Source organism: Colwellia sp. 5_MG-2023 (assembly GCF_030547795.1).
Lineage (GTDB): Bacteria > Pseudomonadota > Gammaproteobacteria > Enterobacterales > Alteromonadaceae > Colwellia.
In genome coordinates, this window is record NZ_JAUOPW010000004.1 from 151,786 (window position 1) to 165,389 (window position 13,604).

9 protein-coding genes are annotated in these 13,604 nt (G+C 36.3%); 3 read left to right on the plus strand and 6 right to left on the minus strand.

What is annotated here, in order from left to right; all coding sequences use genetic code 11:
- Positions 1-297: 297 nt before the first annotated feature.
- From Q4496_RS05355 to dnaK, 3 genes are all read right to left on the minus strand, one after another.
- Positions 298-2,574, minus strand: a complete 2,277-nt coding sequence (locus Q4496_RS05355; protein WP_368411053.1) for a putative bifunctional diguanylate cyclase/phosphodiesterase — start codon at positions 2,572-2,574, stop codon at positions 298-300.
- Positions 2,575-2,855: 281 nt separating this feature from the next.
- Positions 2,856-3,131: a hypothetical protein gene (locus Q4496_RS05360; protein WP_303610026.1), complete on the minus strand. Its 276-nt coding sequence runs from the start codon at positions 3,129-3,131 to the stop codon at positions 2,856-2,858.
- 396 nt (positions 3,132-3,527) lie between these two features.
- Positions 3,528-5,438 carry a molecular chaperone DnaK gene (gene dnaK / locus Q4496_RS05365; RefSeq protein ID WP_215973516.1) on the minus strand — a complete coding sequence of 637 codons (1,911 nt, stop codon included), beginning with the start codon at positions 5,436-5,438 and terminating at the stop codon, positions 3,528-3,530.
- A gap of 273 nt (positions 5,439-5,711) precedes the next feature.
- Between dnaK and Q4496_RS05370 the strand changes: the two genes are divergently transcribed.
- From Q4496_RS05370 to Q4496_RS05380, 3 genes are all read left to right on the plus strand, one after another.
- Positions 5,712-6,014, plus strand: coding sequence for a hypothetical protein (locus Q4496_RS05370; protein ID WP_215973517.1), 303 nt, complete (start codon positions 5,712-5,714; stop codon positions 6,012-6,014).
- A gap of 79 nt (positions 6,015-6,093) precedes the next feature.
- A complete protein-coding gene (locus Q4496_RS05375; RefSeq protein ID WP_303610027.1) occupies positions 6,094-8,214 on the plus strand; it encodes a TonB-dependent receptor in 2,121 nt (706 codons plus the stop codon).
- 336 nt (positions 8,215-8,550) lie between these two features.
- Positions 8,551-9,318, plus strand: coding sequence for a Crp/Fnr family transcriptional regulator (locus Q4496_RS05380; protein WP_215973519.1), 768 nt, complete (start codon positions 8,551-8,553; stop codon positions 9,316-9,318).
- A gap of 36 nt (positions 9,319-9,354) precedes the next feature.
- Here the strand turns inward: Q4496_RS05380 and Q4496_RS05385 are convergent, their stop codons facing one another.
- Genes Q4496_RS05385 through cydD form a run of 3 tightly spaced genes read right to left on the minus strand, consistent with a single transcriptional unit; the run spans position 9,355 to position 13,547 of the window.
- On the minus strand, positions 9,355-9,960 hold the full coding sequence (locus Q4496_RS05385; protein WP_303601292.1) for a DUF3365 domain-containing protein: 606 nt from the start codon (positions 9,958-9,960) through the stop codon (positions 9,355-9,357).
- Between the two features lie 18 nt (positions 9,961-9,978).
- The gene (gene cydC / locus Q4496_RS05390) at positions 9,979-11,760 is read right to left on the minus strand and encodes a thiol reductant ABC exporter subunit CydC (protein ID WP_303610028.1); all 1,782 of its coding nucleotides are present in this window, start codon (positions 11,758-11,760) and stop codon (positions 9,979-9,981) included.
- Complete coding sequence (gene cydD, locus Q4496_RS05395) at positions 11,757-13,547, minus strand: thiol reductant ABC exporter subunit CydD (protein ID WP_303610029.1); 1,791 nt, start codon at positions 13,545-13,547, stop codon at positions 11,757-11,759. Before cydD ends, cydC begins: the two co-directional genes overlap by 4 nt.
- Between the last annotated feature and the right edge of the window lie 57 nt (positions 13,548-13,604).

The window sequence follows — 13,604 nt, forward strand, 5'->3', positions numbered from 1 at the left end:
ATAAAATAAGCATTACGCTAGAACTAATATATATCTAAATTTAACTACTAGATAAAATGATTTACGATAATAAGCATTAAGCACAAATCAAGCCAAGATATAAAACTATAGTGTTATTAGGGCTGTACAAATGTTTTTTATGTGTCATCTTATTTATTTGTAAATATAACTGACAGTGATAACGTAAATATTATCAACTTATATTACCATTATAAGCTTAGTATAGCTCAATAGGAAATAAATGTAGATTAAAGCTTTATTTTTTATATTAGGAATATAACTGGGCCTAGCGATAAATTAACTAGGTAAGTTTTCCACTTTTTCACCATTAAAAAATAATCCATTTTGTTGAGTGTATAAGTAAAAATCACTTGCTGTCATTGGTCTTGCAAAATAATAACCTTGAAACTCTTCTGAGCCCATATCAGCTAGTGAAGCTATATACTCTCTTTTTTCTATACCTTCAGATACGCATTTTATATTAAGTGAGCGACACATAGCATGAACAGCTTTTACTAAATTATAGTGTCGTTTTGACGTAGTAATCATATTCGTTAATGATCTGTCTAACTTTAATTTATTGATTGGGTAATCAGCTAATCGCGCTATATTTGAATAACCAGTACCAAAATCATCAATAGATATAATAAATCCCCAAGATTGAAGACTTTGAATAATTTTAAGGGCATTAGTGTTGTTTTCTTCTAACGCTGTTTCTGTTATTTCTAATTCAATTTGATCGGGCTTAACATTGAAGTCGGCTAAATAGCGTATTAAATTTGAGACAAAATCTTTTTGGTTAAAATCAAAAGGTGATAAGTTAATTGCAATTGGCACTACATCGAACCCACTTTGATTCCACTTTTGTATTTGCGCGCATACTTTTTGGATGATTAAATTGGTTAACGGGCAAATTAATCTATATTCTTCTGCTACAGGAATAAAAGTATCAGGAGGCACAACACCAAGTACAGGACTATTCCATCTAGCAAGTGCTTCTAAACCAATACAAAGACCATCTTTAGTGACTTTGGGTTGATAATAGACATCAAGTGCTGCTGATTGAATTGCTTCATCGAGTAACATTGAAATTTCATGTTTTTTCAAAAATAGCTGCGAGCTTTCTTGGTTGTAATAGCTAAAAACGTTAATATTGTCTGCACTTTTTAACGCTTCTTGTGCATTGGCAATAACTTTAGCACTAGAATTATTCTCTTGAGAAAATTGCGCAATACCAAATAAATAAGACTGGGTAAACGTACTATTAAATAGGGTGTACTCTGCATCTAATGTTTTTTTTATACGAGATAATAATTTTTCTAACTCTTCTACATTTGGCGTATTAATTAAAAAAACAAGTTTCCCTAACCCTGCATCTGAACATAGCAGGATTTCTTTAATATTATCGGTAATACGTTTATATGCCGCGATAGTAAGTGTGCGAAAATCGGATTCGCCAAATTTTAAATTTACATAATCATTATTGGCACTTTGAATAACAATAATATAAAAACCTGCAGATTTTTTAATAGCTAAACTTTCGCATTGGCGTTCAAACCAGTCTTTATTTGGTAAATTGGTTTGTGAATCGGTATAGCGTAAACGCTTATATTTTTCTTCTATTGAAATTAAATTTTTCTTTATTTTTTGCTCTTGTGTACAGTCTGAAAATTCATACACCGTGTAGGTTGAGTTGACCACATTTTGTTTAGTGACTCGATGATATGAATCTTTAATTTGTATTAATTGGTCTTTGTGGTCGTTGCTTGTTAATTTAGGTAATAAAGTCGATAGATGTTCATTCGTAGTCTGGGTGTTTAACTCTATAGTAAATAAAATTTTAGCTTGTTCATTAAGATCGATAATCTCGCCTTTTTCGCTAAGAATAACTTTAGGCTTATAATAATGAGAAAAGAAAGTTCTATAGAGTTCATTTTTGGCGGTTAAGTGAGTATTCGAGTCTTGAATTGATTGATTTAAGCGTTTAGCAGCGACACTGGTACGGGCCACAGCAAGCGGTATACAAATATTATAAAAGGCGAAGATAACTCCCATTATATACCAGTTTGTATTGGGTAATTGCTCAGGTGGGCTGAAAAGTATTGATAAATCAACATTGTAAATAATCATGAAAAAAGGTGCTAAATTTAACAACGCATAACATATTGCTGATCGGTAACCCAGCAATATCAGTGCAATAGTAGGGCAAGCGAACATATACATTGAACCTACTTTGGCAAGTTCAAGATCCGTGATAAATAAATTTATTGCTAAACTCGCTAATACCGTCGTAATCAAAAAAAAGTGAGCACAGAATTTATAATATTTATAGCTAGCGATTAACAACGTAATGACAATTGAGAAGAATGAAACCGAGAGGATGATGATATGTATTAAACTGAGTTGTACCGCTGGGCCGAAGGTATGACACACAACGGCCAAACATACTAACATAACGGTAGATAGAATAATTCTCAGCGCGCTTATTCGCCAATTTGGTATTTTATTATTTGTATCATCATTATCCGTTAACAAAAAAAAATTAAGAATACTCGATTTATATTGTAACAACACTTAATTCCACCTACATCCATGATATAAATAATCAATTATTATAGTACCTTAATGAAAGTTTAATCATATTTCTAGTGTTAAATATTAATTCATGTCAGTAGGGCAACTATATGGACATATTTTCTTGAGAAGGTTCTATTTTAAATCGATTCTTTGTTCGTTTATTCGCCTAAGTTTATACAAGCTTTATTGGAGAATTCGTGGTTTCGAGTACTCATAAGTACACTGTTATTTTGTCATCTTTAATAGTGAAATGGTAATGGCTGTAAAACGGCTCAAGACTAAATTACAAATGCGATTATTATTGCTGTTACACCTAAAACACTATATTCAGGCATGCCACTCGGTAGTTTTGACATAAGTAAGAAACAAACAAAAGCTATAGCAAATAATATGGCACTGCCAATAAATACTCCAATTAATTCATGACCCATAATTAATCCTACAATAGCCAAAGGAATACTAAACAATAATGCTGAAAAATAAGGCTCTTTTTTTATTAAATATAGTTTATATGAAAGAGCTAACATTAACAGTTTGAAAATAAAAAAGAGCATGGGGGTACCTTAAGATAAATAGTGATAATAAAACGGCTAACGAATACTAATGTCAGTAAATTCTTGCTTAATTGCGTTAGTTAAAATAATACATATCGCGTTGTTTTCAATCTCAATAGCTAGCTATTACTTAATTGATAGCGGTACTCTGGTTTATTTTACTATTTACAATAAGCTTACAACTTTAATGAAACGAGTATCGAAGTATATGAACCTTGGATAAAGTAAGCGAAGCTGAAGAAAATAACAATTATTACTTGCTATAAATAAGTGAAGGGTAACTAGATATTTGTTGTTTTGGGGCGTTTTGAAACAAAAAAGCCCCTAATCATGACGATTAGAGGCTTCAATTCTAAAGAGTTAATGTCTAAACGTTAACTCTTTAGCTATTACTTATTAACCATTACTAACATCTTCAAATTCAGCATCAATGATGTCATCATCTTTAGCACTGTCATTGGCCGCATGTTCTTGATACTGCTCTCCTTGTGGTTGTGACTTCTGTTGCGCTTGTTCTGCTTGCATCATATTACTGTAAGCATCTTGTAATGCTTTTTGTCGCATTTCAATCGCAGATTTATCATTACCATTCACAGACATTTTCAATTGCTCAATTAACGATTTAAGCTCATCTTGTTGCTCTTGTGCCAAGGATGTCATTGATGTTTCTACTGTATGAATCAATTGATCCGCTTGGTTACGTTGCTCAACTAGTTCGCGCTTTTGTTTATCTTCCGTTGCGTGTTGCTCTGCATCTTCAACCATGCGATTAATTTCATCTTCTGTTAAGCCACTTGATGCAGTAATTTTAATACTTTGTTCTTTGCCAGTTGCCTTGTCTTTCGCTGACACATTTAAAATACCATCAGCATCAATATCAAACGTTACTTCAACCTGCACCGAACCGCGCGGACCTTGAGCTATATCGCTTAAGTTGAATTGTCCAAGCGACTTATTATCTGTCGCCATTTCACGCTGTCCTTGTAGAACATGTACTGTTACTGCAGCTTGGTTGTCTTCAGCAGTAGAAAAAACTTCAGAAGCCCGTGTTGGTATCGTAGTATTTTTATCAATGAGTTTAGTCATTACACCACCCAAAGTTTCTATACCTAATGATAATGGCGTTACATCCAGCAATAATACATCACCCACGGTTCCAGATAACACTCCGCCTTGAATAGCTGCACCCATGGCAACGGCTTCATCCGGGTTTACATCTTTACGTGGCTCTTTACCAAAGAAAGCTTGAACAGCTTCCTGTACTTTTGGCATACGTGTTTGACCACCAACCAATATAACTTCACTAATATCAGCTTTACTTACACCGGCATCTTTTAATGCTTGCTCACATGGAGCAATGGTACTTTTTATCAAATCATCTACTAATGACTCTAACTTGGCGCGAGTAACCTGTACATTTAAATGTTTAGGGCCACTAGCATCAGCAGTGACATAAGGTAAGTTTACGTCGGTTTGTAATGCAGACGATAACTCTATTTTCGCTTTTTCAGCTGCTTCTTTAATACGTTGTAATGCTAAAGAGTCATTGTGAATATCAATGCCAGTGTCTTTTTTGAATTCATCAGCAAGATAATTAATAAGGCGTAAATCAAAATCTTCACCACCTAAAAAGGTATTACCATTGGTTGCTAACACTTCAAATTGTTTTTCTCCGTCCACATTGCTGATTTCAATGATAGAAATATCAAAAGTTCCGCCACCTAAATCGTAAACCACGATGTTTTGATCGTTTTTACTTTTTTTATCGACCCCATAAGCTAAGGCCGCAGCTGTTGGTTCATTAATAATACGTTTAACATCAAGTCCTGCAATTTTACCTGCATCTTTTGTTGCTTGGCGTTGAGAATCATTAAAATAGGCTGGTACAGTAATCACTGCTTCAGTGACTGTTTCACCTAAATAGGCCTCAGCATCTTTTTTCAATTTACGTAAAAGCTGAGCTGAGACTTCTTGTGGTGACATGGATTTGCCATTCACTTCAACCCAGGCATCACCGTTATCTGCTTTTACAATTTTATAAGGTGCTAGCTTAATATCTTTTTGCACTTCTTTGTCATCAAATTTACGACCAATTAATCGCTTAATAGCAAATAATGTGTTCTCAGCGTTTGTCACTGATTGTCTTTTTGCTGGGTGACCTGCTAGTGTTTCATTGTTTGCATACGCGATAATCGATGGTGTAGTGCGACTACCTTCTGCATTTTCAATAATTTTTGCAACACCACCTTCCATCACTGATACACATGAGTTTGTTGTACCTAAATCTATACCTATAATCTTAGTCATAATAACCACCTATATTTAAAAAGGGTTTAATCAAAAAGGTCTTATGCTGTATGGCAATGTTCTGTTAGCAGCTAGACCACATAAACAACCTTGGCTGTTTGTTAGTGGGGCTATAATACGTGAGTTGAGGAAGTGCTACTGTCACAAATGTGACAGTAATGATAATTTTTTGGAATGTCATAAAAATGTGAGTTGAGAGCTACTTAATACATCACTGATAAAAGTTAATTAATATATCGACAAAAATATGAGTAACGTTATATCATATCATTTATGCCGAGACTTACATTACATTCACTGAGAAGCCAAACAACACTATTAAAATATATATTAGTGTTTGTTGTGTTATTCAGTGCTTTTTCTGCTTGGCACGACACATCTCATGTCTTAAACACAGCTCAAGAATGTGAGCTGTGTTCTAGCTCTCTTGATTTAGAACATTCTATACCTACTAAAATAAGTCTCTTTGAGTCAGATGTTCATTCTTTTTCTTTAATAAAGTTAAGTAGTTGGCACCTTTATAGCGTATTTATTGGTCATGCCGGCAATAGGGATCCGCCAGTTGTTATTTTTTAATTAACCAGTTAAACGTATTTTATGCTCGTTATTTAATGATAACGAGAGAGTTTTATTGTGTATTTTTAGAGATAACAACATGAAAAATAATTATTCACCTATAGTGCTAGCCTTATTAACAGCAATGAGCAGCACTGCTTTTGCTGCCGACAAAAACATTCAAAAAGATGAAAACGATATTGAGCGAGTGTTAATTACCGCTTCTCCGTTAAAGCGCACCGTGCTTGAATCAAGCACACCGGTAACAATTTTAAGTGGCGAAGCATTAGATCAAAATCAAGCGGCAACGTTAGGTGAAACCCTAAAAAATGTACCCGGTGTACATAGTTCATATTTTGGACCGGTTGCAAGTAGCCCAATTATTCGTGGTTTAGATGGGCCACGAATTAAAGTTGTTCAAAATGGTCTAGGTGCTTCGGATGCATCACGTGTAGGTCCCGACCATCAAGTTTCAACGGAAGCTTCTACTGCGACTCAAATTGAAGTGTTAAGAGGCCCGGCGACGCTTTTATACGGAAGTGGTGCTATTGGCGGCGTAGTAAATGTGGTTGATAATCGTTTGCCTACACAAAGGCAAGATGGCGTAAACGGTGAAGTATTTGCACAATACAATAATGTTGCCGATGCTAGCACTGTTTCAACAGATTTAAATGCTGGCTCGGGTGATTTTGCTTTTCATGTTGATGGCTATACTCGCGAAACCGATGATTATAAAATACCAGTACCTGCAAATATAGATGAGGAAGGCGGCAGCACTACACTTGCTAACTCAGCTATTGATGCCAGCGGTTATAACTTGGGAGCAGGCTGGATAACTGATGATACCAGAGTTGCTTTTGCGTATGGCCATATGGACTCTGAATACGGTTTACCGGGTGAAGAAGGGGTGTTTATAAAGCTAAATCAAGACCGCTACCAAGGAGTCGTTGACTGGAATAACCTAGCTGGTTTTATTAAAGCGGTACATTGGCAAAATGCCTATACAGACTATGAACATTCTGAAATTGAAGGCACTGAAATTGGTACTACTTTTAAAAACGAAAGTATAGAGTCGAGATTATGGGCTGAACATGCACCTGTTTATGGTTGGAAAGGGGTTGTTGGTTTACATTATAACAAAAGTGATTTTGAAGCGATTGGTGAGGAGGCCTTTACCCCACCAACTAAAACAGACAGTGTAGCCGCATTTTTAATGGAAGAGAAAGAGGTAGGCCAACTGTTATGGCAGCTGGGTACACGTATTGAGCAATCGACTCATAATGTAAATAATGACTTTTTTGCTGAGTTAAGTGATTCAAATAATATTTCGTTCGACGATAAAGATTACACTGCGGTATCGGGATCTGCTGGAGTAGTTTGGAGTATTAACGATAAACACTCCTTAGCCTTTAATTATGCATACTCACAACGAGCGCCATCGTCTTCAGAAATATATGCCTATGGTCCTCATATCGGCTCAGGCACTTATGAAGTCGGCGGTGGATTTGAGCTTAATAACGACAGTGGTCAATACAATGTTGTTCAATCAGATGAAAGCATGAAGAAAGAGGCTTCAAATAATATAGATCTTACGTATCGCTATAATGCCGACACATGGAATGCTAATTTTAGTGTGTTTAATAATGATATTAATAATTATATTTTTGAAGACGTTACAGGTTTAGTGATTAGTGATGGGGCCTTTATAACTTCTACTGTGTATGAAGACCAAGTAGCTATGTCAGGTGAGTCAGACGAAGAAACTGATGGTTTACCTGTGGTTTTGTTTGCACAGCAAAACGCACGCTTATACGGCTATGAAGCGCAAGTTGATTGGCATTTAAACGATGACTGGCGCTTAGAAGTATTTACTGATTATACCCGCGCTAAATTAGATTCAGGTGGTAACGTACCAAGAATACCACCAATGAGATTTGGTTCATCGGTTCATTATGAGTATGGCAATTGGCATACCGAAGTTGAAGTTATTCGTAACAGCAAGCAAGATAAAATAGCGGAAAACGAAACGCAAACGTCAGGCTATACAATGCTATCTGTCTCAGCTAATTACTATCTTGATTTAGGCGATGTGGATATGACTATTTATATCAAAGGCGATAATTTAATGGATCAAGAAGGCCGAGTACATTCTTCATACTTAAAAGACGAAGCACCTTTACCTGGACGATCAGTTAGTTTAGGTGTGAGAGCGCGTTTTTAATGTCTACTCATTAAGCATAGGGGAAGCAGTGATATCTGAATATTAGTTTCAAATATTACTGCTCTCTTTAAATTAAAATAAGTGAGGTGTTAATCGTTGTTATTGTTACTTTGAGAAAAACTAGTCTGAAAAATATGATTGCTAGATCGTATTGCTTTGGGTTCTATTCTTTGTGTTATTCGGTTGGTGTAATTTTTGATGAAAATATATCGCCGAAATACTTGCATACCTTCCTTTTACAATTTAATAGTCGTTTAGGTCGTTATGAATTAACTTTTGCTATGTAGCGCTAACACGTTAAAATAAAAACATACTTAAGTTCTGTATTATTTGGTTATGTTAAAAGAAGCATCTCATTTACCGCAAAAAGCCAGTCCGGTGTTAGTCAAGCAAGCGAATATGTTTGCCGATTTACCTACCAAGCTGATTGAAGATTTCCAACAAGAATTTCAGCTTAATGAATGGTATAAGGGCGATTACATTAATTCAGATATTCTAACTAAGCGCTTTTTTGTAGTTATTGACGGACATTTAGAAATAAAGAAGAGTAATCCAGAAACGGGTAGGGAAGCGACGTTAGATATGCTTTATGCAGGGGATTGTTTTGATTTAATGGTGTTATTTGACGAGCAACCGCACGATGTGATTATTTCGCCATTAACCACGGTAAAGCTACTGTCAGTGAAACTCACGACAATGCGACATTGGTTGTGGACTTACCCTGAATTTAATCAACAGTTCATGCCTTATTTAGCGAAGAAAATGCGTGAAAAAGAACAGCAAGCGAGTGATTTGATCCTGCATGATGTGCCTACGCGTTTAAGTCGTATTATTTTAGAGCATATTAATAAAATTAAGTTTTATACGGGAACAAAAGAGACCGAACATCAGCACCATTTAGTGAATGGCTTAAACGATGAAACATTGGCGCGAATGACTGGCTCGGTTAGACAAGTCATCAATAAACAATTACAGCTTTGGAAAAAAGCCGACATTATAGATAAAAAGCGTAACCAGCTAATTATTAAAGACTTAGAGGCATTAGAAAAAGCAGCCTATGACACGCAAACTTTACCAAATGCTCCTTTAGATGACTCGTTTTAGCTAAGTTTTTTAGTAAAGTTAAAAGCCCATTGCGGGTTAATCACTTATTTTTTGTAAAGAAAAGGCACCTCTAATATCACCAATAGAGAACCCCGTAGCTTGATCATGGGGGTATAACTCGTTTATTTTATCAGCAATATTACTGCTTATATTTTCACCATGACAAACTAAGCAACCACCAGCTGTCGGTATTGGCTTCATATAACGATAAATGGTTTTATCATCGCTTTGTACCATTGCTGAATATTCCATTGTTGCCACATTTTCTCCTGCTGCTTTACGTTGTTCAAATTGTGCTAATACGGTAGATTCCCATTTATCTGGTGTGTTATTGGTATTACGTACTTTTAATGATGTTCGGGCGATGGTCCAATTCGACAACGCTGAGTGCTTATTGGCAATAGGTCCTGCTTCGGTATTACAGACTTCTAATGCCTTTATTGGTCCTTCTGCTTTCATGGTAGAAACTAATACCGACTTCAAATCACTACCAAAAGCTTTTACCAATGATCTCGCTTCAAGCGAATCCTTTGAAGATGCTGTTATATTATTAGTCACTTCATTGGCGTTTACTAATAAAGGCAAGGTAACTAAAGTTATGATCGTGCTTGTTAATAGCATTGTTGTAGTGATTAATTTCATTGTAAACCTCTGTTTTTATCAAAAATAATTAAGCAGCATTTGATAATACTGATTGTTACTAGCTAGCTCTTTATGATTACCTTGGGCGATAATGCTTCCTTGTTCCATCACGATAATTTTATCCATTTTTTCTAGCATAAGTGGTTTATGTGTGATCACAAGTAAGCTTTGATTATGTTGGTTAACATGCGCTAAGACATTTTCCATAACTGTTTGTTCGTTAATGCGATCTAAGCCTTTTGTTGGTTCATCTAGAATCAGTACACTCGCAGGGCGAAGCAATAATTGAGCTATTTGTAAGCGTTGCACTTGGCCGCCTGAAAGCCCTATACCGGTAGAGCCTAACCAGGTTTGCAAGCCATCAGGCAATTCATCAATAAAGTCTAATAAATTCACGGATTGACAAGCTTTTCGCATTTCTTCTAAGGTCGCATCGTGCTTAGCTAAGCGTAAATTATCTGCAATACTTGCATCAAAAATATGGCCTTGTTGGCTCATTAACGCGATTTCTTGGCGCAAAGAAGTTGACTCTATTAAACTCAAATCTGTGTCAGCTAATGTTATTTTTCCCTTGCTTGATGGTAGCGCTAAGCCTGTTGGCCAAAACCCCATCAGTAAATTAATCAACGTTGATTTACCTGCGCCACTTGCGCCGATAATAGCGACTTTTTCACCGGTTTTAATCGAAAGATTAATATTAGTTAAACTGGCTGATTTTTGTTCAGGGTAACAAAAGGTTAGGTTGTCAAAATAAATATCGCCTTGTTGGGCTATTTGATCACCATTATTAGCCGGCTTTGGCTTATCAATAATCGCGAATAGTCTTGCTGCACTGGCTAAGCTTTGTGGGAGTAGTTGCAATGCTAACGGCATACTGTTCACTGTTTCAAAGCTTACTAATATTAGTAAAATAGCAGCCACTAACGATTTACTGTCTATTTCACCAGATGTTAAATAGGGTAATAAAATCAATAAGCAGGCCAGAGCTGATAAGTGAATAAGTAAGAAGGTTATCGCGCTTAAACGCGCATTAATACGTATTAAACGATAACGCACACCGTAATATTCTTGAGTAATATGGGCGATAGAGCGCTGAAAACGAGTGCTAACTTGATAGACTAGCAAGGTTTTAATCGCGCTCATGCCATTGACTAACTCTTCGGTTAGATGGCTTTCTAATTGTGATGTTTTACGAGCGTCTTTGAGTGATGCTACATAACTAATCACCGGGAAAATAAAGGCGACAATTAATAATGCTGCTAACATTAACCAAGCAATTTCAGTGGAAAAAGTAGCTAAAGTGTAACAAACAATAGGTACCGATATTAACGCAATGATAATGGGTAATAAAACACGTAAATAAAAATTATCAAGGTTCTCGATATCTTGCTGTAATCTTGCTAATAAATCTCCTGAACGTAAGTCCATTTGATAATAAGGTAATAAAGGCTCAAGTTGTTGATAAAAATAATGACGCAAGCTTGCTAACGCATTAAAGGTTGCTCGGTGAGTTAGCATACGCTCTGCATATCGACCGGCGGTACGAACAATCGCTAAAAACCGTATAATAGCCGCGGGCGTAAAATAATTTACCGTAATACCTGTGGCTCCACCAATAGCCATTAGAGTGATAAACCAGCCTGATACCGCTAATAAGCTAATGTTCGCTAAAATGGTAATTACCGATAATAACGCACCAAGTAACATCAAAGGTAGTTGCGGCTTTAGCAGGTAAAGCAAACGCATGAAGGTTTTCATGTTTGCTTTTTCATCTGCGGCTTGTGAGAAATTAGTCTTCATACATTCCCCTTCAAAAGCACTTGCTGAGCATAATAACCATTATGTGCTAACAGTTCTTGATGTGTACCTGATTCGATGATTTTCCCTTGCTCAAGCACAATAATTTTTTTAGCATCAATTACCGTATGTAAACGATGAGCAATAACAACCACAATATTATTTTTTGCATAGTCATTAATAGAGGAAGTAATAATTTTTTCAGTTTCTTGATCAAGATAACTCGTTGGTTCGTCGAGTATCAGCACCTTAGGTTGATGGTAAAAAACACGGGCTAAGGCTAAGCGTTGTGCTTGTCCGCCTGAGAGTCCAGCACCGGCTTCACCAATTTTACTGTTAATACCTTGCTCAAGGCTTTGTACAAAGCTTGATAAGCCTGATTTTTGCAGTGCATCTTTTACGCGATCTTCTTGATAATCGTCCGACATTGCAATATTAAAGGCTAATGAACCATAGAATACTTGGGCTTGTTGTGAAATCCAGCCACAATGTTGTAACCAGTTATCACGGTTAGCTGAGGTGAGTAACTGCTCATTAATGGTAACTTGTCCTGAATTAGGGGTAATAAAGCCTAATACTAAATCAGTTAAGGTTGATTTACCTGAACCACTTTCACCAATGACGGCATATAAACCTTGAGATGAAAGCTCAATGTTTATATTGCTTAAGGTATTACTACGCTGCGGATAAGCAAATTCGACTTGTGCAAGTTTAATCGTAAAAGGGGCGGTAAAGGTTGTTTGTAGTGATCTTTCTGGCACGGGTTGACTCAATATATCAACCAAGTCTTCCGCTGCGGTTACACCGGCCATTTTTGCATGGTACTGTGTGCCAAGCTGTCTAAAGGGTAAATAAAATTCTGGCGCTAGCAGTAAAACCCATAAGGCAAATACATAATCTACATCACCATAATACAAACGAAAACCTAATACGACGGCAACTAACGCAATTGAGATTGACGCTAAAAACTCTAAGACAAATGATGAAAGAAAGGCAATTTTTAAAACGCCCATCGTTTGATCACCATAATCATCACTAATTTTTTTGACGGCGGCAATTTCTCTTTTTGAGGCATTGAATATTTTTAGCTGGGTTAATCCCTGAATAATATCCAGAAAATGACTACTCATTCGTTGTAGTTTAGCCCAGTGTTTTTGGTTTAACTGTTCTGCTTTGTGACCAATAAGGATCATGAAAAACGGCACCATAGGTGCTGTTAATAATAAAATGAGTCCTGACTGCCAATCGATAGGGAATACCGCAATAAGTATTGCTAGTGGAATGACGGCACAATAGGCGATGGTAGGAAGGTAGCCAGCAAAATAATCTTCTAGTGAATCTATTCCTTGGTGTAATAGATGCGCTAACTTAGCACTACCTTTTGTTTGCGCAAAAGAAGGACCTAATTGAAAAACACGATACAGTAATCGTGAACGAATATTTGCTTTTATATTCATAGCACTGCGGCGACTATAGCATTCGCTAAAATAGCCAAGTACCGCACGACAAAAAATAAGCACTACTAACGCAATAATAACCATGCTAAAACCAGTAAACATGGTGCTATTAGTGGCTAGTTCATTACTTGCATCATTAAATAAATGAGTGCTTTTTTCTGAAAATATAACCCAATCAATCAGGTAAGCTAAAACGGCTGTTTGTAAGATCATTAATAGTCCATTTAATGATCCTAAAGCAATGGCGACACTCAACTTGCCGTGAGCGTGCTTCTTTTGGGCTTTGAGCCATTTATTTACATGCTTTTTTGGTTGCGTTGTTTTTTCGCTCATAATGTCCTTGGCTTACCATGAATCTTGTATGCTTAGCACTATTATATTGGTACTAAG

What these genes read in the sequence shown, in the direction of transcription:
- Q4496_RS05385 (WP_303601292.1), bottom strand. Translation starts at nt 9,960, where the DNA reads ATGAAATTAATCACTACAACAATGCTATTAACAAGCACGATCATAACT.
- Q4496_RS05370 (WP_215973517.1), top strand. Translation starts at nt 5,712, where the DNA reads ATGCCGAGACTTACATTACATTCACTGAGAAGCCAAACAACACTATTA.
- cydC (WP_303610028.1), bottom strand. Translation starts at nt 11,760, where the DNA reads ATGAAGACTAATTTCTCACAAGCCGCAGATGAAAAAGCAAACATGAAA.
- Q4496_RS05375 (WP_303610027.1), top strand. Translation starts at nt 6,094, where the DNA reads ATGAAAAATAATTATTCACCTATAGTGCTAGCCTTATTAACAGCAATG.
- Q4496_RS05360 (WP_303610026.1), bottom strand. Translation starts at nt 3,131, where the DNA reads ATGCTCTTTTTTATTTTCAAACTGTTAATGTTAGCTCTTTCATATAAA.
- dnaK (WP_215973516.1), bottom strand. Translation starts at nt 5,438, where the DNA reads ATGACTAAGATTATAGGTATAGATTTAGGTACAACAAACTCATGTGTA.
- Q4496_RS05380 (WP_215973519.1), top strand. Translation starts at nt 8,551, where the DNA reads ATGTTAAAAGAAGCATCTCATTTACCGCAAAAAGCCAGTCCGGTGTTA.
- cydD (WP_303610029.1), bottom strand. Translation starts at nt 13,547, where the DNA reads ATGAGCGAAAAAACAACGCAACCAAAAAAGCATGTAAATAAATGGCTC.